Origin of the sequence: Acidovorax sp. Leaf78, assembly GCF_001422735.1 — a bacterium.
GTDB lineage: Bacteria > Pseudomonadota > Gammaproteobacteria > Burkholderiales > Burkholderiaceae_C > Acidovorax.
The window spans coordinates 46,464-71,706 of record NZ_LMLZ01000020.1; the positions used below are offsets into that span (position 1 = coordinate 46,464).

The window sequence follows — 25,243 nt, forward strand, 5'->3', positions numbered from 1 at the left end:
GACGGACCGGCTGGCGGCCTCAGCCACACCCAGCCGCTGCGCGCAAAGCTTCGCTGGTATGGGCTGGACGCTTGCTCACCATGGGGGCTCACAGTGCAGCGGGCATGGCAGCGCTGTGAAGATGGTGCGCTGCACCACAGATCACCGAAGCTCTCCCAGGATGGAATCGGAGCCGTCCCGCAGTGCTTCGTCCAGAAGGTGCCGCAGCAACTGCCCGCGCAAGCCGTCTTCATGGTCGACGACGGCCACCCCATCGGCCGACTCTCCACGGGTGACCTCGATGGGCACCGTCATGAAGTTGGCGTCGGTGGTTCGCAACAGATGGGTCAGCGCCTCAATGCGCGCATAGGCGTCACGAGGCAGCGTTCGTGACACGGTGATATTGATCGACATACATGACCTTGGTGTGCAGTCGCAGTGCCAGTGGCGAAGTGACCCAACTCCATTGGTCATCGATGCACGCCGAGCGTGCGCTCATTCCTGCCGCATGGTTGTAATGATTTGTTTTTGAATCATGGAAGCACGCTTGGCTCAGGGTGTTGATCCAGCGGGATCGGGCCGTAGGTGGGCAAGCGCTAAGGACGGGTGACAAACTGAGCGCTGCCTGCCAGGTGGATGCGGCCCTTCCCGCGGCGTTTGGCGTGCAGCATGGCCTCATCCGCCTCTGCAACCAGCACCTCGGCCTGGGTGCGGCCTCTGGACAGCGCCACGCCGATGCTCATGCCCAGGGTCACTTTCAGCCCCGCGGCCAGCGGCACCGGCGCATCCACGGTCTGCATCAGCCGGTCGACAATCACGCGCCATTCGTCCCCCGCCAGGGGCGCGAGCAGCAGCACGAACTCGTCGCCCCCCAGCCGTGCTGCAGTGTCCGTCGCGCGGATGCAGGCCGATATCCGCGCGGCAATGGCCACGAGCAGCTTGTCCCCCGCCTCGTGCCCGTACTGGTCGTTCACCTCCTTGAAGCCATCGAGGTCGAGAAAACACACCGCCACTTCGTGGCCGAACCGTTCCGCGCCCGCCAGCGCCTGTTGCATGCGGTCCAACAGCAACAGCCGGTTGGGCAGCTGGGTGAGCGCGTCGTGAAAGGCCACGTGGGTGATCTGCTCGTGCGCGCGTTTGGCTTCGGTGATGTCCACCGCCATCCAGAACGATTCGGTGCCCGACAGCTGGACACCGTTCAAATCCACCCAGATCGTGGTGCCCTGTTTTTGCTTCAGGCGCACGTCGTCGCGGTAGTTCTCTCCACGGCGCATGGCCAGCAAGGTCTTTTGTGCCAGCGCATGCCGCTCGCCGTCCTCGGCACACAGCGTCTCTATGGCGGCGCCGGCCAGCTCGCCGTCTTCGTAGCCCAGCATTTTTTCGAATGCGCGGTTTTTCCAGCTGACCTTGCCATGGTGGAACTTGACCATACCGACCACATCGCTGTTGAGCATCGCCGACTGCTCGCGCAACAGCGACTCCACACGCTGCTGCGCTTCGCGCTGGGCCGTGATGTCCACCGCCACCGTGCGGCTCATCAGGAAGTTGCCCTGCGCATCCCGCACGGCCGTGGAGTTGATGCACAGGTGGCGCTGCGGCGCGTTGGCGGGCGATATGCACACCTCGATCTCGGGCGCATGGAGCTGCAGGGCCAGGGCGATGAAATGGTCCCGAAACTGCGGGAGGGTCGCATCGTCCAGCAGCCCCACGAACTGCCGGTCCGACTGGAAATCTCCGCCGAACCACGCCTTGGCGGTCGCGTTCAGGTGGACGAAGCGACCGTCCGCATCCAGCGAAAAGTATCCGCAGGGTGCGTGGTCATACAGGTCCTGGATGCGTGCCGAGGACTCCTCCAGGCTTTGGAGCAGGTGTTTCTTGTCGGTGATGTCCCTGGCCGAGCCGAAGATCAGAAGGTGCCCGTCGATGTCGACGGCGCGCCAGTGCAGGTCCACATCGATGATGCTCCCGTCGGCGCGCACATGCTGGACCTCCACACGCTGCTTGTCCCCGTCCCGGATCTTGGCCAGCCAGGCATCGATTCGGGCCTCGTTCTGATTGGCGTCCCAGCTTGCCACGTGCTGGCCTTGCAGCTTGTCCCGGGACGAGCCGTGCATCTCGGCAAAAGAGTCGCTCAGTTCGACCAGGCGCCCCGCACGGTCCAGGATGTGGATGCCGTCTCCCGCGACGCGCAGCAGCGTCTGCGTCTGCCGGCTTTGGGCTTGCAGCGCCGCCACGGCGCGGATCTCGCGCCTGCCGAAGCGGTAGACGGCAATCGTCGCTGCACAGCTCAGCGCCCACGCCAGGCCAGCCAGCAGCGACACCATCAGCATCTCCCTGCGCCATTGGCTCCACCGGTTCGAGTTGTCCAGCCCGGCAATCGCAAGCAGGGGCCAGCCATCCACCTGGCGGTACGCGAAGGTGCGGCTGATGCCGTCGACTTTGGAGGTCGCGAGATAGCTGCCGGCCGACGGCTTGCTGCGCAGCGAGTCCTGCAGTTCCTGCGCCACGTCGCGAGTGCCCACTGCGGCAGTACTGCGGCCGCGCGGGGATTGCAGTGCCACCAGCTTCAGGTCGTTGGTTCTGAGCGAAATGCCGTCGTGGTCGGCCAGCTCGTACCGCTTGAAGATTTGTTCGAAGTGCTCGGTATGGATGCTGGCGTACAGCACGCCCCGGAACTTGCCGCCCCATGCCATGGGGCGTGCCACGACGATGACCGAGTGGCCGGACACTCGCGAGATCACGGGGTCGGAGACGACCGCCTTGTCTGAGCTCGAGTCCCTGGCGCGAAAGAAAAAGTCGCGGTTGGTGATGTCGGGTGGAGAAGCGCTGTCGATGAGGTTGCCCCACCGGACAAGACCGTTTTCGTCGGCCACCCGAAACCCTTCCACCCCCGCCAGCACCCGGTGCTTGGCCGCCAGGTGGTCGTTGATGTCCTGCACGCTGGCACCGGCGTCGAAGCCGGCCCGCTGCAGATCGTCCATGGTGATCTTCAGCGCCGTGTCCACCGCGCCCAGTTCCGACTGCAGGCTGGCACTGGCGATGGCGACGAACCGCTCGGCCGCAGCCCGTGCCCGGTCTTCATGCGCTTGCCTGGAAGACGACATCACGGAAAGCACCAGGCCCGCCAGCACCGCACCGAGCAAGAGGTTGCCCCCGACCAGCAGCGCCCCGAGCTTTCGGCGTTGTTGTTCGGCCTGACTCACTGGCGTGGTGGAGTTCAAGTGCATGCGGAATGGTACCCACACGGTCATCACGGAGCGGCGGATTTACCCTGAAATACGCGGCGGCTGAAGGGCTCGCGCCGGCCGGGGCAACCCCGGGTCAGGGTACGGGCGCACCAAGGCGGTGCAGCCGCTCGGGCGGTGGCGTCAGGATGGACTCAGCCGGGCGCGCCGGGCTGTTTTCACTACTTTCACGACTCCCACGATTCCAGCCAGCGGGTGAACACCTGCTGCGCGGCCTGTTCCAGCGCCCCACCGAACTTCTGCGCATCGGCCCGGATGCTGTGGGGCGCAACCCGGGCCTGTCGCAGTTCGCAACTGTGGCCCACCAGCCATTGCTCGATGCGGCGCGGGTCTGCCTCCAGATGGAATTGCAGTCCCAGCACGGCGGTGCCAAGGGTGAACGCCTGCTCCGTACACAGGGCGGTACTGGCGAGGAGCTGCGCATGCCTGGGCAATTCAAAATGGTCACCGTGCCAGTGCAGTACAGGCACGCCTGCCAGCGGGGCCAGTACGGACGGCTCGGGCGCACCGTGCGATGCCAGGACCAGCGGGCTGAAGCCTATTTCATGGTGACCCATGGGCTGTACCCGGGCGCCCGCAAGCCTTGCGATCAGCTGTGCACCCAGGCAGATGCCCAGCAAGGGCTTGCCGCTGGCCAGGCGCCGCTCCAGCAGGCGCAGTTCCGACGCAAGAAAAGGGAAGCTGTCCTCATCGACAGCGCTCACCGGGCCGCCCAGCGCAACGACGAGTGCGGGTGCGGTGGCGTCGATGGCTTCCAGGTCGTCCAACGCAGGGTCGACATAGCGCACCTCGTAGCCACGGCCGCGCAGCAGGGGCTCCAGAGTGCCCAGGTCCTCGAAGTGCACATGGCGCAAGGCCAGCACGATGGGGCGGTCGGTTTTCATGGTGCTTAGGTCGGCGAAGCCTGCCGCCATGGGGCCGTGGCGGGCGTTGCTGCCGGGCGGGCTATCCGGGTGATGGGGGCGATGGGCAGTGCGGCCATCATGTGCAGTGCTCCAGCTCGATGATGGCAAAGCCGTGCTGCGCGACCTCCTGCTCTACCGCTGGGTGGGAAGACTCGGTATGGCAGAAGTTGCACTTCTCGGCTTTCAGTGCGGTGGCTTCAAGGCCCTTGGCCGCCAGATAGGTACGGCCGTACTGCAGAACGCGCTCGTCATCGGCCAAGTCCGCAGGTACCAGGATGTCGAAGTGCATACGCAGCCCGTCGGGGCGCTGCACGTAGGTGTCGTAGACTGAAATTTGCATGGGGTCGTCCGGGGTGTCGTGGCAATGAATCACTGGCTGGCAACCGCGCGGCACGCAGTTGGCGTGCCCTCGCGGTCGCTGTGCCGGTCTTACTTGTTCGTCTTGCCGGGCAGTGACAGGTTGCCCGACGCGGTCTTGAACACATCGACGACGCACAGCAGCGGGCTGTGCACGCTGGCGTTCACGCGCAGCGCGGCCGTCACGCCGTCGAAGCTGGCTGCGTTGACGGCACCGATGTCGTCAAAAGGCACGCGCACCTCCAGCGTGCCGCCGGAGAAGGTGGGGCTCCAGCCGGGGCTGTCGATCAGGATGGGCAGCCCAGGCCACGTCTTGGGAACGCGGGGCTTGCTGCCTTCCGGAATGTCCACCACCTTGAGCGCGCCTTTGCCGCACGCCTCGTCGGGCTGCACCACCACCCAGTGCGAATGCCACACGCCGCCATCGTTGCCGGTGCGGCCATCGCCGTTCTCGTCGTACAGCGGGGTGTCGTCGAAGTCAGGGTGGGATGTCACGGCAAATGCCAGGATGCCGCTGCCCGATTCAAACCCTACCGATGCGGGGTCGAGCGTGGTGGGCCACACATAGGAGAACACGCTGCTGCCGGCCAGCTTGCCCGTTCTGGTCGGCTTGTTCGCGCCGGCCTTGCCAGACACGTGCATGTGAAAGATCGCCACATTTCCGTCGGTAGTGATCTTGGTGTGGACGATGTCATAGGGCGCTTTGACCGCGGCCGAAGGCGCGCTCTGGATGCCTCCGCTATGGGCCTTGCCCGTGTGTGCTGTGCCGTGTGCCACGGCGACGGACGCCAGCGTGGCGCAGGCCAGGGCCAGGGTGGCGCGCTGGATGGAATGGTGCAGTGTCATGGGGTCCTCGTCTTGCAGTGGTCATGCTGATTGCATGGATGCAAGTGTTCCCCGGAGCGCCTTGGCGATGGGCGCCATTCGTTTTTTTAAGATACCCAATCGTCCAGGCGCTCACGCGCTCTATCGCTCACCCTGGCCCGAGCCCCACGCCACCCGAGCGGGACCAATACGTCCATTCAGCCTTGGGGGTGGGCCCTGGTGAGTTTCGCCAGCGCGGTGTACAGCATCTCCGGCGTGCACGGTTTGGGCAGCACCTCGAACCCCAGGCTGCGGATGCTGTCCAGCTGCTCGGCATACCCGGTCATCAGCAGCAATCGCTGCTGCGGCCAGGTCTGGCGGATGTACTGGGCCAGACCCACGCCGTCCATGTCGCCGGGCATCACCACGTCGGACAGCACGATGTCCGGTTGCTCGCCCCGCTCCAGCAACTGCCGGGCCTTGGCGGTGCGGTCCACGTGCGTCACGCGGCACCCCAGCGATTCGAGAATGGGCACCAGCGACGCGGCCACTTCCTCGTTGTCTTCCACCATCAGAACGTTCTTCGCCAGAGGGAGCACCGTGGGGTGGGGTGCCGAGGCCTGCGCCGCTTGCGGCATGGCTGCGGGCAAAAGCAGGCGCACGCGTGTGCCCACGCCGATCTGGCTGGTGATCTCCGCGCGGCCGCTCAGGCGCTGGCACATCCCGTACACCTGGCTCAGGCCCAGGCCGGTGCCTTCGCCCACGGCCTTGGTCGTGAAGAAGGGCTCGAAGACCTTGCTGATCAGCTCCGGGGCGATGCCGGTGCCCGTGTCCTGCACGTCGATGAGCACCATGCCGGGCACTGCATCGCTGCCTGACTCCGCCGCGGTGGCGTTGCGCGCAATGATCGAGAGCGCGCCGCCCTTGGGCATGGCGTCGCGGGCATTGATGGCCAGGTTCAGCAGGGCGAGTTCAAGCTCTGCCAAGTCCAGGGTGACCGGGGCGGTGGACGCGTCCACCTGCACATCCAGCTGAATCTGGCTGCCCACCGCAGGGCTGACCAGGTCCTTGATGGAGGGAAGCTTGTCCTGCAGCACCACATGCTCGGCCACCAGCGGCTGCCGGCGCGAGAAGGCCAGCAGCTGGCGGGTCAGGTTGGTGGCCGACTTGACGGCACGGGCGATGGAGTCCACCTGCTTGGTCGCCACGCCCGGTGCCGCGCGCCGGATCAGGTGCAGGTTGTTGCTGACCACCATCAGGGCATTGTTGAAGTCGTGCGCCACGCCGCCTGTGAGTCGGCCCAGCGCTTCCAGCTTCTGGGCCTGCAGCAGGGCTTCTTCGGCCCGGTGGCGGGTCTCGATTTCCTTTTCCAGGCTCTCCATGGTCTGCAGCGCCGTTCGGGCATTGCGCAGCGCCAGGGTGGCCGTCAGGAACAGGGCGGCCACTGGCAGCGCCCCCACGGCGAACAGCGTGCCCAGCTCGGCCAGCACCCCATTGCGCAGCGCGGTCATGCTCATGCCGGTGCCCACATACAGCGGGTAGTTGTTGACCCGGCGGTAGGCCAGAAAGCTGTCTTCTCCGTTGACCGACGAAATGCCGCGCAACTGCGCCGACTCCTCGCCCGTGCGCAGGTGCGTCAGCACCGGGCCCTGCGGCGACAGCCGGTCCGGGGCGCCCGCGATGTCGGGCCAGCGCGTGTAGATTTCCCCGCCCTCGCGAAAGAGGTTGACCGCCAGGCCCGGTTCATCGGCCACCAGATCGCTGTAATAGCCGCGGAAGTAGGACGTCAGCAGGGTGACGTTGATGACTCCGGCGAACCGGCCTTCGTGGTCATAAAAGCCGGTGCTCAGGTTGAGCACCATTTCCTTGGACGTCCGGGTGACGAAGGGTTTGGACAGGTACGAGCCCTTGTAGCCTTGCTGGTGGACCTTGAAGTACTCGCCATCCGACAGGTCCGTGAGCGGAAACGGCAGCAGGCGGCTGCTGGCAAGGGTCTTGCCTTGTGCGTCCAGGATCAGAATGGACTGGATCTGCGGCTGGTCCACAGTCCTGGCGCGCAGGGCTTCGTGCAGAGCGGTTTCGTTGCCGCGCAGGTCGGCCGGGTTCTTGCCGCTGACCAGCACCAGCACTTTGTCCTGAAGCGCTTCCGACGCCGCAATGACCTTGGAGGCATGCTCGTGGACCACCCGCAGCGAGCGGCTCACGCGCGCTGCCGCATCGTCGCGCGCGCCCACGTACCGCACCGCGCCGACCACCAGGTAGATGAACAGCGGCACCGCAATGCTCAGCATGACCAGAATCCGAAGCCAACGGACCGAGTCGCCCGCCTGTCGGGGAGCGTGTTGGGCTGCGGCTGGGCTGTCCGGCATGTTCCGTCCTTGCAATCACGGTTCGGTAGGGGCGGTGGTGCCGAGGGTCGGCACGCAAACCTGCAGGGTCGATTACAACCGATTCTTACTGACAGGTAAGGGAGGTGGCTTCATTCTGGAATCGACAGGTCCGAACGGCCGCATGGCCCAAGCCTGTTCATCCGCTGACTGCCCCCCAAGGTCATCGCCTACAAATCTGGGCCGGGGCCGTGCACAAGATGAAATTGGCTTTGGAGCGGCACCTCGCGCGTCCCAGGGCCTCCCATCACGCAACAAGGCCCCCCAATGATCAAAGACACCCGCGCTGCAGGTACGTCGGCAGCTGCCGCAGCCAGAAACACCGACAGCGGCCCCTCCGCACTCGGTGCCCCCTCCGATGTGCACACCGCCAAGGCTGGCGAGACCCATGGCATGGCGGCAGCCATGCCCTACAACCCGGGCAAGGCGGCCGAGCACGGCTTCAAGAACGGCGTGAATCCCCCTGCCGGCACCACGGTGGAGGCACCTTCCCGCCTGCCGCTGGGGAGCACCTTGTCGGAGGCCAACAGCACCGATAAAACGGGCACGGTAGCTGCCGAAGGTGTGAACGCCACCATTGCACCCCTGGACAGGGTGCGGGTGGACTCGGCGGGGCAGGTTCTCACGACCAATCAGGGTGTGCCCATTGCCGACAACCAGAACTCGCTCAAATACGGCGAGCGCGGGCCCGCATTGCTGGAGGACTTCATCCTCCGCGAGAAGATCACCCACTTCGACCACGAGCGCATTCCCGAGCGCATCGTGCATGCCCGTGGCTCTGGCGCCCACGGGTTTTTTGAATGCTACGAGCCCCTGACCGAGCTCACGCGGGCCGCCCCGTTCAAGGAGGCCGGCAAGATCACGCCAGTGTTCGTGCGCTTTTCCACGGTGCAAGGCGAGCGCGGCTCCAAGGACACGGCGCGCGATGTGCGTGGCTTCGCTGTCAAGTTCTATACCGACGAGGGCAACTGGGACCTGGTGGGCAACAACATTCCCGTGTTCTTCATCCAGGACGCGATGAAGTTCCCGGACCTGGTGCACGCCGTGAAGCCCGAGCCTCACCACCAGATGCCGCAGGCCGCCAGTGCCCACGACACCTTCTGGGACTTCGTCTCGCTGATGCCGGAGTCCACCCACATGCTGATGTGGGTGATGTCGGACCGCGCCATTCCTCGCAGCTACGCCACCATGCAGGGCTTTGGCGTGCACAGCTTCCGGTTCGTCAATGCGGCGGGCGAGTCGGTGTTTGTGAAGTTCCACTGGAACCCCAAGGCCGGCACGCATTCGCTGGTGTGGGACGAGGCGGTGAAGATCTCCGGCGCCGACCCTGACTACCATCGCCGCGACCTGTGGGAGCGCATCGAGGCAGGTGCCTACCCGGAATACGAGCTGGGCGTGCAGGTGTTCACCGAAGAGCAGGCAGACAGTTTCAGCTTCGATATCCTGGACGCCACGAAGATCATTCCCGAAGAACTGGTGCCCGTGCGCCGCATCGGCCGCATGGTCCTGAACCGCAACCCGGACAACTTCTTTGCCGAAACGGAGCAGGTGGCCTTTTGCGCGGCCCACGTGGTGCCGGGCATCGATTTCTCCAACGACCCGCTGCTGGCCGGGCGCATCCACTCGTATGTGGACACGCAGATCTCGCGGCTGGGTGGCCCCAACTTTCATGAGCTGCCCATCAACTCCCCCATCGCTCCGGTGCACAACAACCAGCGCGATGGCATGCACCGCCAGGCCATCCACCGCGGAAAGGTCTCTTACGAGCCCAATTCCCTCGCAGGCGGCTGCCCCTTCCAGGCCGGTGCTGCCCAGGGGTTTGTGTCGGTACCAGCGCGCATCGAGGCCAAGGAGGCGCAAGGCAAGGTGCGGGCCAAGCCCGAGAAGTTTGCCGACCACTACACGCAGGCACGGTTGTTCCTGGAGAGCCAGACCCCTGTGGAGCAGGCTCACATTGCCGCGGCCTTCCGGTTCGAGTTGAGCAAGGTCACGGTGCCGGCGGTGCGCGAGCGCATGATCTCGTCGCTGCTGAATGTGTCCGAAGACTTGGCAAACCAAGTCGCCGAGGGCCTGGGCATGGACGTGTTGCCGGAGCCCATGCTCCGCGCACTGGCCAAGCCGCCCAAGCCCGAAGTGGCCAAGTCCGACGCGCTGTCGCTTTTTGCACGGCCCGGCGACGGCAGCCTGATGGGCCGCAAGGTGGCCATCCTCGTCGCAGACGGAGTGGTGGGGCAGCCTGCGCTGGACCTGCAAGCCGCGCTGTTTGCCCAAGGGGCTGTCGGCCGGTTCGTGGCGCCGCGCATCGGGCCGGTGAAGACTTCCGATAAGGTCGCCATCAACGCCGATGCATCGCTGGAAAACGAGCCGGGCTTTCTGTTCGACGCCCTGGCGTTGCCCGACGGTGACGCCGGTGTGCAGGCCTTGTCCCGCGATGGCCATACCCTGGAATTCCTCAAGGACCAATACCGCCATTGCAAGACCATTCTGGTCATGCCCGCGTCTTCGGCCCTGATGCTCAAGGCACAGATTCCGTCCACGCTGCTGTCTGGCGACCCCGACCCAGGCATCGTGTTCGGTGCAGGCCCTGCAGAGTTCGACCTGTTCATCCGGGGCATCGCCCAGCACCGCCATCCTGAGCGCGAGACCGACCCGCCGTTGGTTTAATCAGAGCGGTACCGCACCCGCAGCGCTTGGAGCCCAGAGGCGCTGCGGGTGCATGTTTTGCACGGCGAAGGGTAGCCCCGGTGTGGATGCCGATGTGGATGTGGTCCCTCAGGCCGGAGCGAGCAATGCCCGGTGAGGCACCCCGGAGATCGAGCGCGCGGCAGCACTATGTCCGAAGGCTGGTGCGGCCGCATCTTCCAGTGTGAAAGTGCGAACCGCTTCCGTGAGTTGCTGAGCCTGCAACTCCAGGCTCTTGGCTGCGGCGGCGCTTTGCTCCACCAGCGCTGCATTCTGCTGGGTGGCGTGGTCCATCTGGTTCACTGCCTGGCCGATCTGGGAAATCCCGGTGCTCTGCTCGGAGCTGGCCGAACTGATCTCTCCCACAATGTCCGTCACCCGCTTGATGGCACCCACCACTTCCGCCATGGTCTGGCCGGCCTGATCGACCAGGCCGGTTCCCAGCGACACCTTTTCCACGCTGTCGTTGATCAGCGTCTTGATCTCCTTGGCGGCGCTTGCGCTGCGTTGCGCCAGGTTGCGCACTTCAGTGGCCACCACTGCAAAGCCCCGCCCTTGCTCGCCGGCGCGGGCCGCCTCCACTGCAGCATTCAACGCCAGGATGTTGGTCTGAAAGGCAATGCCGTCGATCACGCCGATGATGTCCGAGATCTTGCGCGAGCTGTTGTTGATGTCTTTCATCGTGTCCACGACTTTGGAGACCACCTCACCGCCGCGCGTGGCCACTGCGGATGCGCTGATGGCCAGCTGATCGGCCGTCTTGGCGTTTTCGGCGTTGTTGCGGATGGTGGACGTGAACTCCTCCATGGTGGCTGCGGTCTGCTGCAGCGCGCTGGCCTGCTCTTCGGTGCGCTGGCTCAGGTCGGCGTTGCCCATGGCGATTTCGCTGGTGCCAGTGGAGATGGAGTCCGTGGCGCCGCGCACCTTGCTCACGATGCTGGCCAGGTTCTGCTGCATGGCGCTCAGCGACGCCAGCACGCTGTCGTGTGGGGCGGCGCTCGCGCCCGCGATGGACGACAGGTTGCCCCCCGCCACCTTGCTGGCAGCGCTGCTCAATGCATCGGGCTCCGCGCCCAATGCCCGAAGCACGCCGCGCGTGATGGCCAGCCCGCAGACCACCGCGATCACCGTGGCCAGCAGGGCCAGACCGATGAGCACCCTGCGCTGGAATTCGAAGTCTGCTTCGGACGCATCCACCAACTGCTTGGAGCGCTCGTCGGTCGTCGTCTGGTATTCGTTCGTCTTGGCGACCAACGCTGCCAGCAGTGGCCGGCACTCGTCATTGATTTTGGCAATGGCTTCGTCCCTTTTGTCCGCCATCGCCAGGTCCACGATGGCCAGTGCCACCGGACCGTAGGACTGCTCGATTTTTGCCATGTCCGCCACCAACGCCTTCACGTTGGCAGGGATGCCCGGATTGTCTACCGCCTGCAGAAGCAGGCCCAGGCGCTTTTGCACGTTCTCGTGGGCTTTGGAGACCGCCAGCTTCTCGGCCTCGCGGTCCGCCGGCTTGGTGGCCAGCACCAGGTTGCGGGCGGCGACGGCACGTTGGTCTACGGCGGTTCGGATCTGCTGCGCCAAGTGCGCGCGTGCGCTCACGCCGGTCACAAAGTCATGAAACTGCGCTTTGGCACTGCTCATGTCCTTGATGGCGACCGCGGAGAGCACCACGATCAACAACACCATCAGGCCGAACGACAAACCCAGCCGCGCCCTCAATGTCATGTTTTGAAACCCCATGTCGACACCCCCAAAATTGATCTATGTCATGGTCCTTTTTTCCGTAACAGTTTGTCAATAGAAAATGGCTATAGGGCCGCAGGGTGTCGATTCAGCGCCGAAATGCACGTAAAGCCCCGTATAGACGCGGTGGCGGTGCGGTGGCTGGAGAAGGATCTCAGGACGCCGCAAGCAGGCCGATGCGTGCGGACGATGGAAGGCTTTGGTAGATCGCCTGTTATGCCGCCTTCCGTTGCGGCGCAGCCTTTTTCGCTGCCGGTGTTTTGGCGCTCGTTTTCTTTGCGGGCGTCTTGGCGGCTGGCTTGCTGGCGGACTTGCCACCGCCCTTCAGGCTGCGCTGCAGCAGCGCGGTAAGGTCGATGACCTCTCCAGTCCGCGGAGATTCTTCCTCCGGCTCCAGCACGGTCTTGCCTTCGCCAGCCTTGGCTTTCTTCTCCACCAGCTTCATCACCTGCAGGCGAAACTCGTCCTTGAAGTCTTCCGGGTTCCACTCGCCGGACATCTCTGCCACCAGCTGCTTGGCCATCTTGAGTTCGGCCGCGCTCACGCTGCTTTTGCCGGCCGCGGGCAACTCCAGGGAGTCCAGCGTTTTCACCTCGTCGCCCCAGCGCAGCAGGTTCAACACCAGGGCGGGCCCTGAGGGCACCAGCGCGGCCAAGTGCTGCTTGGTGGCGATGACCACCTTGGCCAGGCCGATCTTCCCGGTGGCCAGCAAGGTCTCGCGCAGCAGTGCATAGACCTTGTCGCTCTTGTTGATCGGCGCGACGTAGTAGGGCCGTTCGAGGAAGATGAACGGCATCTCGTTCGCATCGATGAACCGCTGGATCTCGATGGTCTGCGTGGTCTTGGGGAACACGGCCGCTATCTCTTCGGGGCTGATGATGACGTACTTGCCGTCCTCATACTCGACGCCCTTGACGATGTTGTCCTTGTCGATTTCCTTGCCGGTGCGCTTGTTGATGCGCTTGTAGCCCACGGGGTCCATGGAGCGCTTGTCCAGCCAGTCGAAATCCACCCCTTGCTCGCTGGCGGCGGTGTGCAGCCCGACGGGAATGTGAACGAGGCCGAAGGTGATGGCGCCTTTCCAGAGGGTGCGACTTCCAGTTGCCATGTCTGAATCTCTCTGCACGGGGAGCCCGCGTGCGTGAAGTTTGTCGCGGGGTGCATGCGGCCTGCGTAGGTGTTTGCTTACCCCGTTGGTAGGCCTTGGTACTGTCTACGGCGGCAGGTGCGCTTGTAAGCTCACCGCCATGCCTGCTGACCTTCGCCTTATCGCTGTCCACGTCGAAGAAGATTCGGCCGGCGGCTTCGAATGGGTTCTCAGCGAACGCGACGGCCGCACAGCCTGGGGAGAAATCCAGAGGTCCGCATCCGCCGCGGGTACCTACAAAGACGCCATGGCTGGCGGTTTGGTGGCATTGGAGGCCATGGTCGAGGACCTGGACATCGGGCCGCGCAGTTCCACGGCGCCTCACGCTTCCCATGCTTTTCGCGCTGCGCGTGCGGCGCATGCGCCTTCAGCTGCCAAGCGCGCAGCCACTGAGCGGGAGCCGTCGGGAGCGGCAGAGGCAGAGCAAAAAACGCCCGGCAAACCATCGCCCTTCGGGTTCGGTCCGGCGGTCTGACCGGTCGCGCTGCAAGGTCTACAGCGCGATGGAAGGGTGATCCGTGAGTTTTGGTGAGTTTCGGTGAGTCTGACCGGGTCAAGCCTGAACGCGGCACCGTGCCAGCTCGCTACCCACGGCAGCATTCAGGGTCTCCAGGTCAAACGGCTTCTTCAGCACCGACTGCACCCCTACCAGCCTTTCCACCTCGGCCATGTCCGCATACCCCGTTGCCATCAGCACGGGGATCTCGGGGTAAATCTGCCGTGCCGCAGCGATGAACTCGGCGCCGTTCATGCCGGGCATCAGGTAGTCCGCCATCAGAAGGTCGGGCATGCGGCGGCGCAGTTCCCGCAGGCCGCTTTCGCCGTCACTGGCCTCGCGCACGCTGTAGTTCAACAAGCGCAGCCCTTCGGTAATGCCGCGCCGGACCGCCTCGTCGTCTTCCACCACCAGGACCTCGGTGCGTTTGCTGGAGGTCGTGGCCCCGTTGTTTTGGGACGGGGCCGCAGGTGCGCTCTCGGCGGCCGGTGTGGCACGCGCGAACTGCAGCGTCACGGTGGTCCCCTCGCCCTCGCGGCTGTGGATCTCGGCGCTGCCGCCAGACTGACTGGCAAAGCCATAGACCTGGCTCAACCCCAGGCCCGTGCCTTCACCATCCGCCTTGGTGGTGAAAAACGGGTCGAACACTTTGGACTGAATGGCTTCGGGGATTCCGCAGCCCGTGTCCTGCACGCTGATCTGCACCCGCCGTTTGCCGTCCGCACCTTCGAGCAGCCTGGTGCGGATGGTCAGGTGCCCGCCATCGGGCATGGCGTCGCGTGAGTTCACGGCCATGTTGAGCAGCGCCATTTCAAGCTGCGCCCCGTCGAGCAACGCCCACGCCTCATCGGCGCAAAGGTCCACATGCACCTGCACCTTGGAGCCTACCGACACCTCGATCAGCTCGCGCAGGTTGCCGACCATCGTGTTGACTTCATGCAGGCGCGGCAACAGGCTTTGCGCGCGTGAAAATGACAGGAGCTGCGCGGTCAGCCGCGCCCCTCGGTCCACCGACTCCTTGGCGCGCCGTGCGTAGTCCGACAGCCGCTTGTCTTCGGCCAGCCGCATGATGAACTGCAGGTTCATGCTGACGGCATGCAGCAGGTTGTTGAAGTCGTGCGCTATGCCGCCCGTCAGCCGGCCTATCGCCTCCAGCTTCTGGCTTTGCACGACCTTGGACTGGATGCGTTCCCGGTCGCCGATTTCTCGCATGAGCCGGTCGTTGGCGCCTGCGAGGTCACTCGTACGCTCGGCAATGCGGCTTTCAAGGTCTGCGTTGAGCTGCTCTACCGTCTGCTTGGCCGATTCGATATCGGTCAGGTGCCGCCGCGACGCATACTGCCGTGCGCGGGCCCGAAAGGCTGAGCGCGCCGCACTCATCAGGGTCTGGGGGTTGACCGGCCGCTCCAGGATCACCAGGTTACCGAGTTCCTGCAACGACACCATGGCGCGCTCCGAACGCCGGACGGCCTGGCGCATGGCCAGCACCACGAACGGAAAGTCCGACCACGCCGGCTGGTGCTCCAGGTAGTCACGCAGCGACTCGTCCAGACCGCCGGCCAGCACCTCTTCAGTCAATACCACCGTGGCGGCGCCGGCCTGCAGCTCCGACATCAGCGCAGCGCCGTCTCCGCACACCAGGCACTCCATACCGTCACGGCGCAGCACCGACTCGATCACCTGTGCGTCGCGGCCATGCGGCGCAAGAATTAGCACGCGGCCTTCCATGCAATTCCTTGGTTATCGGGCCGACACGGCGATGTCCGAGTCGCCCAGCAGGGCATGCTTGCCCACGTACTGCACGGAGCCGGCGAGTATTCCGTGGAAATCGGCGAGCGGTTCTCCAATTTCAACGCCATCCGGTCCCAGGCGGAACTCACGGATGGTCGTCTCGTGTTCCATCGTGCGACTTTTCACCACCGAAAGCGCCTTGAGCAGATTGCCGCGGGCTTCGAAGAAGCGGTACTGCACCATGGCATCGCTCAGGTAGCTCAGGTCCACATCGGTGCGCACCTCGCCCACCACACCGTGCAGCGACAGGATGATCAGCGTGACCACGCCCTTCAGGTTCAGGTAGGCCAGCAACTCGTGCATCTGCAGTTGCAGGTACTGGCCGCCGGGCATGGCTTGCATGTACGAGTTCAAGCTGTCGATCACTACCATGTTGACGCCGTCGTTCTCCACCGCATTTCGCACGGCGTGGGCAAACTGGCCAGGCGAGACTTCCGCGGGATCGAACGAACGAATCGTGAGGTGGCCGGACGCGATGAACGGATCGATATCGAGCCCCAGCGCCTGTGAGCGCAGCCGCAGCGTGTTCAGGCCTTCGTCGAACAGGTAGTAGGCCACCTTGCCGCCGGCCCGCATGTTCGCCACGGCGCAGCTGGTGGCGGTGGTCGTCTTGCCCACGCCGGCCGGGCCTGCGAGCAGCAGATTGCTGCCGGGCGACAACCCGCCGCCCAGCAGCTCGTCCAGTTCGGCGGTGCCGGTCGACAGGGTCTTGTTGTCGAATGTACTGGAGTGTTCGCCCGCCACCAACCGCGGAAAGACCACCAGCCCACCCCGGTCCAGGTCGAAGTCGTGGTCACCGCTGCGAAATTTCACGCCGCGCAGTTTGACCACGCGCAGACGCCGCTTGTCGGAGCCATAGGTGTTGGCGCTCTGGTTCAGATGGACAACGCCGTGGGCGATGCTGTGCAGTTGCTGGTCGCCTTCACCCACGGACTTGTCGTCCAGCATGAGCACCGTGCAGCCCATTTGGGCAAAAAAGCGCTTGAGCGCCAGTATCTGGCGCCGATACCGCAGCGCGCTTTGCGCAAGCAGCCGCAACTCGGACAAGCTGTCGAACACCACCCGGTGGGGCTTGAGTTCGCCGACCAGCCGCATCACATCGCGCGTGGTTTCGCCCAGTTCGAATTCCGAGGGATGCAGGATCGTCTGCTCGGCGTCTTCGCTCAGGCCCTCGTCGCTGACCAGGTCATAGACCTCGATGCCGTCGAGCGCCCAGCCGTGCGACTGGGCCACCTGGGCCAATTCTTCGGAGGTTTCCGACAACGTCACGTAGAGCCCGCGCTCACCTTTGTCCCTGCCCGACATCAAAAACTGGAGCGCCAACGTTGTTTTACCGGTGCCGGGGCTCCCCTCGATAAGGTACAGATGCCGCGCTGGAAGCCCGCCATTCAGGACGTTGTCCAGCCCTGCAATGCCTGTAGGTGACAGGTCTTCGGACGAAGACGGGGCTCTTGAACTGTTTGACAAACCTTGTCCTTTCGACGGCGTGGCGGCCACTGGCAACGCGCGATATTGCGCAGCTAACGGTGACCCCAGGGCTGTGGACCAGCCGATGGAAGACTGGCAACGCTCGCCGCAGAGGATCACAGCACAAGACTTTAACGGCCCGCCTGCCATTTTTCTTCTTCGTGCGCTTCAGCGCAACTTGGAAGGTGGGGGGACACGTTGAGCTGTCGATGCTCAACCATTGTCGAATGCTAGTGGAAGTTGAGGGGTCAGCCTAGATCGAAAGCTCAAGGGCGGCGGCTCCTACAAGCAGCGCCCTGCAGCCCAACACGCCCTGACGCGTTGGGATCAAGAATGGGTAGCTGTCGTAGGGCTACCGGGACCGGGCGGTGTGTTCCTGCTACCGGCCTCTGCTGGTGTGGCTAAGCTGCCACCGCCACCGCGGCCACCGCCGATGATGGCGCCGATTTGGCGACACGCACAAACTCGGGCAAAAACGTGCGCCGCGCGCCGTTCGCGAACTCCACCGTCACCGAATGCGTGCTGGCTTCGACCACCTGGCCCGCTCCGTACCGCCGTGCGCGCACGGTCTGGCCACTGGCAAAACGGGGCTGGATACTCGCTGGCGCGCGCACCTCGATCGGGCGTTCCGGCATGGCCACCGCGGGTGCAAGGTGTTGGAGTGCTGCCATGCGCAGGCAGTTGTCGCACCGGCCGCACCCGTCAAACGGCGGGGTCTCCCCCAGTGCCGACAGTACGGCGTGCCAGCGGCACCGTCCCCCTTGCGCATAGGCCACCATGGCTTCCAGCGTCTCGCCGTCCTGCTCGCGCCTGCGCCGGTAGCCGGACAGCAATTGCTCCAACGCGTCACCGCTCAACTCCTGCGCCACGGTGAAGCGGCCTGAGCGGTCACGCCGCACAGCCTTGTGGCTGCGCAGCAGGCTCAATCCCACCAATGTCTTTGCACGGGGCCGCGACACTGCGTCCACGATGACGTCAGACGTCCAGCCGCCGTCCGGCGCTGTCTGGTGCAGCACGGCATGCACCGCCTGCAGGTCGTCCAGCGTGGGGTAGCGGCCCGACATGAAAAACTGCTGCAACGACCGGTCCTGCCGTACGTAGAGCAGGGTGCACTGCGAATCCTGTCCATCGCGTCCGGCGCGGCCAGCCTCCTGGTAGTAAGTGTCCACGCTGGCAGGCATCTGGTAGTGCAGCACGAATCGGATGTCAGGCTTGTCGATGCCCAGGCCGAACGCGTTGGTGGCCACCATCACACGCACGTCGCCGGCCATGAATGCATCTTGCGCCTGGGTGCGCCGGGCAGCGGGCAATTTGCCGTGGTACAGCGCCACGCTCTCGCCGGCCGCGGCCAGCTTGTCGTGGAGTTCTTCGGCGCTTTTCACGGTCGAGGTGTAGACGATGCCGGTGCCTTGGCTGCCGGCAACGAACTCCAGCGCACGGGGCAGCCTGTCGGCAGCGCGTGACAACTGCTCGACGGCGAGCTGAAGGTTGGGCCGGTACGCACCCGCTTGCACCACGTTCTGGGATGCGATGCCGAACTGGGTCACGATCTCCTTCATGACCTCGGGCTTGGCGGTGGCCGTCAGGGCCAGCACTGCGGGGCGCCCAAGCGCTTTGACTGCCGGCGCGATCTCCAGGAACGCAGGCCTGAAGTCGTGGCCCCACTGCGAAACGCAATGCGCTTCATCTATCACCAGCAGGCTGACCGTGTGCCTTGCCAGAGCGGCGGTGAGTGCAGGGTCTGCGATCTGCTCGGGGGTGGTCAGCACGATGCGCGCGCTGCCGTTGTCGATGGCTGCTCGCGCAGCGTTCAGCTCCTCGCTGGAGATGGCACTGTTGATCTGCACCGCGGCCAAGTCCAGCGCTTTCAGCATGTCGCATTGGTCCTTCATCAGCGCGACCAGCGGAGATACCACCACGGTGATGCCAGGCAGCAGTACGGCAGGCAACTGGTAGCACAGCGACTTTCCTGCGCCCGTGGGCATGACGGCCAGTGTGTTGGCGCCATCCAGCACACGCTGCACCACGTCCCATTGGCCGGGCCTAAGGCGCTGGAAGCCGAATACCTTCTTCAACGTTTTTTGAATGGCGTTCGGAACCGCCGCAAACCGCTCGGGCTTGGCGGACGGAACGGAAGAAGCAGATGTGCGGGACAAAGAAGTGCGAGATGTGGTGGTCATCGGCGGTATTCGATGGGAATGTGCGCAGCGAAGCGCGGCAGTTATGAAGCGTGGCGACGATGAAGGTGGAGCCAAATTTGGGAGACTGACTCCGCTGAACTGCGCCAAATGCTCCGTAACAATGTCATATGCGATGCGTGAGCCGGCCCATGCCGGTCGCGTTCAGCCGATCGGTTTTTTTGGCACGAGTTACCAGGGCACCCAGATTGCCACCATCAAGAATGCGATGACCACACCGGCGATGGCGATGGATCGCTTGGTGGCAGATCGGTTGCTCGCTGAAGAATGCGGCACGCCGTCGGGTTTAGAGGATTGAGTCATCACTTCTCCCATCGATAAATTTTCAAACTATGCGGTCAGGCCTGAGCAGATGAACTCAGCTCGGTTCAGCTCGCGCGCGAGGCGGCGCGTTGCACCACCGTAGGCGATCCATGAAGGGTGCGCACCAGCTCCCGCGTGGCCTCCAGCCCGGCAGGCGTCCAATGCAGCGCGGGCGATAGGGCCTGGACCAGCAACTGGCGCTGTTCGTCGCCCTCCAGCAAGGGATAGCGCTCGCGAAAGATGGCAAGGTCCGCGTCCAGCGAGGCTTCGGTGTGCCTGGGTGTGCCGCGCTGGGCCTGGCGTAGCCGCTCGGCGACCCGAAAGCTCATCAGCCTGCGGGGTGTGGTGGCCGTGGCGCCACCAGTCCCGGTGGTTTCTGGGGCTGGCGCGGTGTCAAACGATGCGCCGTCTGCGCTGGCCGTACCGCGAATCCAGTCGTGGATGATCTGCAGTTCGTAGCCCGAGAAAACGCCGAACATCTCCGCGCGCTCGCCCTGCAGCAGCTTCCAGAACCGGCTCTCGTCGACAGGCCTGTTCTTCTTGATCCATCCCGCGCGTTCCAGCGCGGTGAGAAAGTCCGCCATGGCATCCGGCGTGGACAGCCACTCGTTCACGCTGCGGCCCTCCACCTTGCAGAAGTCGGAGTGTGCGCCGTGCCCGGCGGGGGATTTGTGCGCAAGGATGCGAACCACCTCCGCCTCGATGTCGAAGCCCTGGATCACATCCATGGTGCTCACCCCCAGATTGCCGAGCTTGGCACCGGCGCGCACGCGCTGCCAGTATTCGCCGCCATCGTTGATGCGCGGCGCGGCTTCCAGCGCTGCCTGGCAGGCGCGCCGGGCGTGTCCCGTGTCGGCATTGTCCACAGTAACGTGCAGCGTGAAGTAGTACGGGTCGATGCCCAGTTCGTTGAGCTCGTAGGATGTGATCAGCAGGTGCAGTGGCAGTTGCTCATAGGCCAGGTTGAAGCCGATCACCTCGGGCAGAAAATCCTGTGCGTTCCAGCCCAGCGCTAGCTGGATCAGGCCCTGCTCATACAGCGCGTCGGACAGGCCGTCGACGGGGTCAAGCCCATAGCGCGACAGCAGGTTGCGGTACAGCGTCACATGGTTCTTGTCCGCCTCACCATTGCCCAGCTCTTCCAGGTACGTGGTGACCAGGTTGGACAGGCGTGGGTTGCCCGTATGGGCGCACACGCCGTAGAGCCAGGCACCGTCGACCAACTTGGTGGGCGACACCTGCCGCAGAAAGTACAGTGCATGCGCCCGATTGCTGAAGTAGCGACGGGCTGCTCCGTCCTTGCGCGACTGCAGGTAGGACTGGTACTGGGCGTGCACCCGCTCCACGTTGGTGGTCATCCAGGTGGTGAGGTCCGCTGGATCGGCAGGAAGGTCATCGACCTGGGTGCCTGCGCGGTCGATGGCCTGGGCGAGAAAGTCGGCCGCTTCCTGGATGTCTTTGGCCGCGGGAATTCCGTCGGCCAGCCGTTCGTACAACGGGTGGCAGAAGCCGCTGTGCTCGTCGCGACCTTGGCTGGGAGTCAACGCCAACGGCGTGGCCATGGGCCGGGCGGGGCGATCGGCAAGTTCCTTCAGGATGGCGGACATGAGGTGTGCAGAGGAGTGCAGAAGAATGTGAGATCTTCAGCATCGCCGTGCGCCGACGCCTGCTGCATCGGGCCAGACGCCTTCCGCGCGTGGGCACTCTCCTACGGCGATGAATGCGGCCCTACAGCCGCGCCGCTGTCACTCCAGCCAGCCCAGGCGGTGCAGCAAATCCCACTCGCCGCCGTGCTCCAGGCGTTCTCCGACGTCCGTTCGGTAACGCAGGTTGGGCACCACCACGCCCTGCGCCACCTGCAGTGCCTGCGCGTTGGCAGTGCCCGGCGTTGGGCCCACTCCCGTGGCTACGCCCAGGTATCCAGTGACGCCGCTGGTGATGAGCTGTTCGCCTTGCAGCGCCACTTCGGCAAAATGCAGTGCGCTGCGATCAGCTTGCGACAAGGTGTCGCGCAGGTGGATCGGCAAGCCCTTGGACAACTCGGCATATCCGTAGCGGTAGGGAAACGGTGGCACCGTCAGTACCACGCCCGCGGCAAATCCAGGATGGGTGCGAAAGTGCATCCCGCTTTGGTGGACCATGGTGGAGAAAATGCTTTCCCACGGGTCGACGTGCAGTGCCTCGCAGATCGCAAAGCCCGGGTAGCCGAAGCGGCTGGTGAACTCCAGCGGCCACAAACCGTCTTCGTTCGCAATCAGGTTGACATTGATGTATCCGCAATAGCCACCGTCCCGCAGCATGTCGGCTAACGGGGCCAACACGGTGTCGAACAGGCGCTGCGACAGGCGGTAGGACACGATGGTTCCCATCTCACCCGTCAGCTCACCCAGGTCGCCAGGGAAGAACCGCTTGTGCTCGAAATCGATGCATGCCGGGCTCAGAAAAGACTGCCCGTCGAAGTACGCGCCGACGCCCACCTCCACACCCTGAAGGTAGTCCATCAGTATGAAACCATCTCGATCGCCAGCACTGCCGCCCGGCTGCTCGGCCGACTTTGGTGTTTGCGACCGACCGTAGTGCGCCAGCAGCGCGAGCACGTCAACGCCATCCGGGGTCGACCCCACGAAGTTGCGCGTGCGCAGGGCGTCGGCGCCATTGAGCTTGAGGACGTAGCGCGCAGGGTGGTTCCTGACGAAGGTACTGGCCGCCTCATAGTCGGCAAATGGATGGCTGGCGGCGGTGCGCAGGCCGATGGAGCGCAGCGCAGACTGTCCGAACGCGCGGTCGGCCTCCAGCCGGTCACCGAACGCGCTGCCGCCGACGACATGGAACCCATCACGGCGCAGTGCATCCTGCGTGGCGCCGTCGCTGGCGGATTCAAAAAGCGCTATGCCGTCGTCCCCCGCTTCCCGCAGCCAGCCCAGTTCTTTCTGCCAGTCGGACGTGAAGTCCAGCATGCCTGCGAACACGTCGCTGTAATCAGGGTCCCGCACGAATACGCGCACGTCGTGTCCCCTTTGGGCGAGGCCGTGGTACATGGCCGCCAGGTCATTGGTGTCGCCAATGCCCAGGAATCTCATGGCTTTTGCACCACCAGGCCGACGGCAGCGATACGGTCTATGTCGGCATACGCCGGGTTTTGCAACTCGTCGCCGAACACGTCCGGGTCGATCTCCTCGTAGCTCCACCTGCAGGGGTATGCAGCGAGCTCTGCCTCGGCCGCCTGCAGCAGGTGGTCCCCCCCCTGTGAGATCGAAGAGCCCGTGTACAGCACCAGGCGACCGCCAGGCGCCAGGCGTGGATAACCCTCGCGCAGGATTCGGATCGACAGCGCCTCGCCCCACCGCCCGCCGCCGTGGCGGTACAGCCGCTGAGCGCCGTCGTTCAGATACGGCGGGTTGGCCACGACCAGATCGAAATCTCCGGCCACGCTGTTGAACAGGTCGCCCTGGCTGAAGCCCACATGGGGAACGTTCGCCAGTTCCGCACTGGCTTGTGCAAAGCGCAAAGCCAAAGGGCTGATGTCCGCCAGCACCAGTTGCGGACTGACGGTGCGGTCGTGGATGGCTGCCACCAGTCCGCCTGCGCCAGAGCCGCAGCCCATGTCCAACACGCGCGACCTGCCCTGCAGCGGGCGCAGGCTCAGTTGGCGGCGGATCAGTCCGGCGAACCGATACGTGTCCGGGCCGAAGAACACGGACTCGTTCTGGGTCGTGGGAAACGAAGAGTGGGGAAAGAGGAGGGAGCCAAACGTGGAGAACCGGACCGTGGCGCGCTGAAGACCGGCGCCCCATGCCTGCACCAGCCCGCTACGCTGCAGCTTGGCCATCCACTCTGTGGGTAACAAGCTTTCGGCAAACGGCAGGTTCCACCCGAAGATGTCCCGCAGATCGGATGCTGTGGCATCGGTGCGGCGGCCCAGCACCAGGGCATGTGTGGCGGGCGTAGGCGTAATGAATTGATAGCGCTGAGACTGCAACCAGCGGCCCACGTCCACCAAGGCAGCGGGGTCAACCCATTGCGGCTGAGGTGTCGGGGATGCAGGGGGCGTCGGAGCTGGCATGGTGTGTGTTGGCAGGCTTATGGAGCTTTAGACGCTGGTAGTGGACTGACACGCTATGCCTCAGTCGGCAGGGCAAATGGGTCCGCGGTAATCAGCACAGTTCAGTGGGGCGTCAGAGCCATCGGTCGATGGCGCGTGGCGCTTAACCCCTGTGCTTGGCCCAAACGGCAGCGCCGGTCTGCGGACATCCCGCCTCAACGGGTATTGGCAAAGCCGATCTCGATCCCTTCCGGCACATCACTCGTTTGCGTCAACGCAGCACTGAGCAGCGCGACATCGGTCGCCATCGCGTTGTGCCTGCCGTCTCCTCCAATCCGAAAGTGCGCCGTGGGGCTGTTGGCCAGCTGCAGCGCAGAGCCGAAGCAGTGCGCCGGAAGGATGAGGGTCCCGATGGCGGAGTTGTCGACCAGCTCGAAGGACGGCAGCGCTGTCCGGTGGGACTCTGCAAAGCCGATCTTCAAAAATGTGCGGAATGCTCCCGCACGCATGCCGGACAGCTCGATGAAGCCGGTGGCCATCGGAATCGTGAATCCTTCGGCGTTGAAGGTGTCGATGCCCGAGAGCATTGCGGCACGCACGTGCTTGACCTTGGTAACGACGTAGCTGTCCCAGTTCGGCTGGTGCGTTTGAGCCCTTTGGAGATTCGATCCCCATTGGTTGGGGAGAGATGTGTTCATGGTTGCCCTAAGAATGCGATGAGCGCCAAGCCATGGGTTCGCTCTGTAGAACCATGGTGGGCGGCATGGGTCCACGGGTTTGTAGGAACGGGCCTATACGTCTGACAGTCAGGCTCGCTAGCCCGGTCCCATAGCGCTTCCCACGCAAAGTGGGTACCGGCGCTGGTAACGATAGCCAGTCAGAACGTCCACCATGTTGATGGACAAGCATGGTTGTCGTGTTCCACCGGCTGACTGCGCAAACCCTGCGGTACGGGCGCAGCGTGCGGCGCCGGTGCGCTCCTACACAAGTCGCGCCCACCGCCCCACACCACGGGTTGTCGCTGCTTTCCACACTGGGTTGTCAACGCTTCGCCCAAAGTGTTCTTTTCGGCGTTTCACAGCAATCAGGAGAAAGTCATGACCGACAAAAAGCAGCCACCCGACTACAACCAATACGGCATGAAAGATGCCGATGCGACGGTGGTAGACACCTATTCCAACCGCCCAGGCGGCGAACAACCTGTGGTGGGCCCCATGGACAAGGTCACCGCATCCGGGCATCGGGTGGGCGCGATCGAGCAGCGGCCCGACCCGAAGCCTTCTTCACGCGCAGGTCAACAGGTGCTGGGCGAGGTGGACGACAAGAAGCGGTAGCGTTGTCACGGTGGTCGTAAACCATTGGTGTCACCACCATGGAATCCACTGCACATTGCGCTTGCAGTCACTCCAAGGGTGGCTCTGTTCTCAAGTCATGCCACCGAGCCCATCCATAAGCACTGTCAAAACACTGCTGTTAGTACCGAGCCAAAAAAGCCCGCACGTTGCGGGCTTTTTTGCGTTGTGGGGCTCTACAGCGCGTGACGTGGATGCTGATCTTTGCGCGACTGGCACGCACCAGGATCAACTCCTTCTGTCCGGTTGCAAACGTTTGCGGGAATTTGTCCTACAGGGTTTCGGTGCGAATGCAGCGACATGTAACGTTCAGACGGCTCCGGACGGCATCCACACGCGCATTCG

The 25,243-nt window shown here is 64.3% G+C and carries 19 protein-coding genes; 4 read left to right on the forward strand and 15 right to left on the reverse strand.

Annotated features, from left to right (window positions below; translation table 11 throughout):
• Nucleotides 1-141 precede the first annotated feature (141 nt).
• The 6 genes from ASF16_RS11950 to ASF16_RS11975 all read right to left on the reverse strand — a co-directional run bounded on the left by ASF16_RS11950 (nt 142) and on the right by ASF16_RS11975 (nt 7,581).
• Nucleotides 142-393 (reverse strand): hypothetical protein, encoded by a 252-nt coding sequence (locus ASF16_RS11950; protein ID WP_056167120.1) that lies wholly within the window; start codon nt 391-393, stop codon nt 142-144.
• A 182-nt stretch (nt 394-575) separates the two neighbouring features.
• Nucleotides 576-3,206 (reverse strand): diguanylate cyclase domain-containing protein, encoded by a 2,631-nt coding sequence (locus ASF16_RS11955; RefSeq protein ID WP_162241075.1) that lies wholly within the window; start codon nt 3,204-3,206, stop codon nt 576-578.
• 185 nt (nt 3,207-3,391) lie between these two features.
• Nucleotides 3,392-4,108 (reverse strand): glutamine amidotransferase, encoded by a 717-nt coding sequence (locus ASF16_RS11960; protein ID WP_056167127.1) that lies wholly within the window; start codon nt 4,106-4,108, stop codon nt 3,392-3,394.
• 97 nt (nt 4,109-4,205) lie between these two features.
• Nucleotides 4,206-4,469, reverse strand: a complete 264-nt coding sequence (locus ASF16_RS11965; RefSeq protein WP_056167130.1) for a DUF2024 family protein — start codon at nt 4,467-4,469, stop codon at nt 4,206-4,208.
• Between the two features lie 89 nt (nt 4,470-4,558).
• Nucleotides 4,559-5,332 (reverse strand): hypothetical protein, encoded by a 774-nt coding sequence (locus ASF16_RS11970; protein WP_156372053.1) that lies wholly within the window; start codon nt 5,330-5,332, stop codon nt 4,559-4,561.
• A gap of 176 nt (nt 5,333-5,508) precedes the next feature.
• A complete protein-coding gene (locus ASF16_RS11975) occupies nt 5,509-7,581 on the reverse strand; it encodes a hybrid sensor histidine kinase/response regulator (protein ID WP_056167133.1) in 2,073 nt (690 codons plus the stop codon).
• Nucleotides 7,582-7,944: 363 nt separating this feature from the next.
• On the opposite strand from ASF16_RS11975, the gene ASF16_RS11980 reads away from it, so the two are divergent.
• Nucleotides 7,945-10,341 carry a catalase gene (locus ASF16_RS11980; protein WP_056167136.1) on the forward strand — a complete coding sequence of 799 codons (2,397 nt, stop codon included), beginning with the start codon at nt 7,945-7,947 and terminating at the stop codon, nt 10,339-10,341.
• 108 nt (nt 10,342-10,449) lie between these two features.
• Here ASF16_RS11980 and ASF16_RS27030 read toward each other — a convergent pair whose 3' ends face one another.
• The gene (locus ASF16_RS27030) at nt 10,450-12,099 is read right to left on the reverse strand and encodes a methyl-accepting chemotaxis protein (RefSeq protein WP_304439415.1); all 1,650 of its coding nucleotides are present in this window, start codon (nt 12,097-12,099) and stop codon (nt 10,450-10,452) included.
• A gap of 217 nt (nt 12,100-12,316) precedes the next feature.
• Nucleotides 12,317-13,210, reverse strand: coding sequence for a Ku protein (locus tag ASF16_RS11990; protein WP_056167139.1), 894 nt, complete (start codon nt 13,208-13,210; stop codon nt 12,317-12,319).
• A gap of 139 nt (nt 13,211-13,349) precedes the next feature.
• Between ASF16_RS11990 and ASF16_RS11995 the strand changes: the two genes are divergently transcribed.
• Nucleotides 13,350-13,724, forward strand: a complete 375-nt coding sequence (locus ASF16_RS11995) for a hypothetical protein (protein WP_056167142.1) — start codon at nt 13,350-13,352, stop codon at nt 13,722-13,724.
• Between the two features lie 78 nt (nt 13,725-13,802).
• Here the strand turns inward: ASF16_RS11995 and ASF16_RS12000 are convergent, their stop codons facing one another.
• From ASF16_RS12000 to ASF16_RS12010, 3 genes are all read right to left on the reverse strand, one after another.
• Complete coding sequence (locus ASF16_RS12000) at nt 13,803-15,473, reverse strand: response regulator (RefSeq protein WP_056167145.1); 1,671 nt, start codon at nt 15,471-15,473, stop codon at nt 13,803-13,805.
• A gap of 12 nt (nt 15,474-15,485) precedes the next feature.
• The gene (locus ASF16_RS12005; RefSeq protein WP_056167148.1) at nt 15,486-17,003 is read right to left on the reverse strand and encodes an ATPase domain-containing protein; all 1,518 of its coding nucleotides are present in this window, start codon (nt 17,001-17,003) and stop codon (nt 15,486-15,488) included.
• Between the two features lie 401 nt (nt 17,004-17,404).
• Nucleotides 17,405-19,078, reverse strand: a complete 1,674-nt coding sequence (locus ASF16_RS12010; RefSeq protein WP_369817142.1) for an ATP-dependent DNA helicase RecQ — start codon at nt 19,076-19,078, stop codon at nt 17,405-17,407.
• Nucleotides 19,079-19,088: 10 nt separating this feature from the next.
• Here ASF16_RS12010 and ASF16_RS26145 point away from each other — a divergent pair, with 10 nt between their 5' ends.
• Nucleotides 19,089-19,499, forward strand: a complete 411-nt coding sequence (locus ASF16_RS26145) for a hypothetical protein (RefSeq protein ID WP_162241072.1) — start codon at nt 19,089-19,091, stop codon at nt 19,497-19,499.
• Between the two features lie 70 nt (nt 19,500-19,569).
• On the opposite strand, the gene ASF16_RS12020 is transcribed toward ASF16_RS26145, so the two are convergent.
• The 4 genes from ASF16_RS12020 to ASF16_RS12035 form a co-directional block, all read right to left on the reverse strand.
• A complete protein-coding gene (locus tag ASF16_RS12020) occupies nt 19,570-21,111 on the reverse strand; it encodes an iron-containing redox enzyme family protein (protein ID WP_200926894.1) in 1,542 nt (513 codons plus the stop codon).
• Between the two features lie 138 nt (nt 21,112-21,249).
• Nucleotides 21,250-22,584: a phosphoribosylamine--glycine ligase gene (locus ASF16_RS12025; RefSeq protein WP_056167153.1), complete on the reverse strand. Its 1,335-nt coding sequence runs from the start codon at nt 22,582-22,584 to the stop codon at nt 21,250-21,252.
• Nucleotides 22,581-23,567 (reverse strand): class I SAM-dependent methyltransferase, encoded by a 987-nt coding sequence (locus ASF16_RS12030; protein ID WP_082516892.1) that lies wholly within the window; start codon nt 23,565-23,567, stop codon nt 22,581-22,583. Before ASF16_RS12030 ends, ASF16_RS12025 begins: the two co-directional genes overlap by 4 nt.
• A gap of 194 nt (nt 23,568-23,761) precedes the next feature.
• Complete coding sequence (locus ASF16_RS12035; protein WP_056167159.1) at nt 23,762-24,244, reverse strand: hypothetical protein; 483 nt, start codon at nt 24,242-24,244, stop codon at nt 23,762-23,764.
• Between the two features lie 399 nt (nt 24,245-24,643).
• Here ASF16_RS12035 and ASF16_RS12040 point away from each other — a divergent pair, with 399 nt between their 5' ends.
• Complete coding sequence (locus ASF16_RS12040) at nt 24,644-24,880, forward strand: hypothetical protein (RefSeq protein ID WP_056167161.1); 237 nt, start codon at nt 24,644-24,646, stop codon at nt 24,878-24,880.
• Nucleotides 24,881-25,243 lie beyond the last annotated feature (363 nt).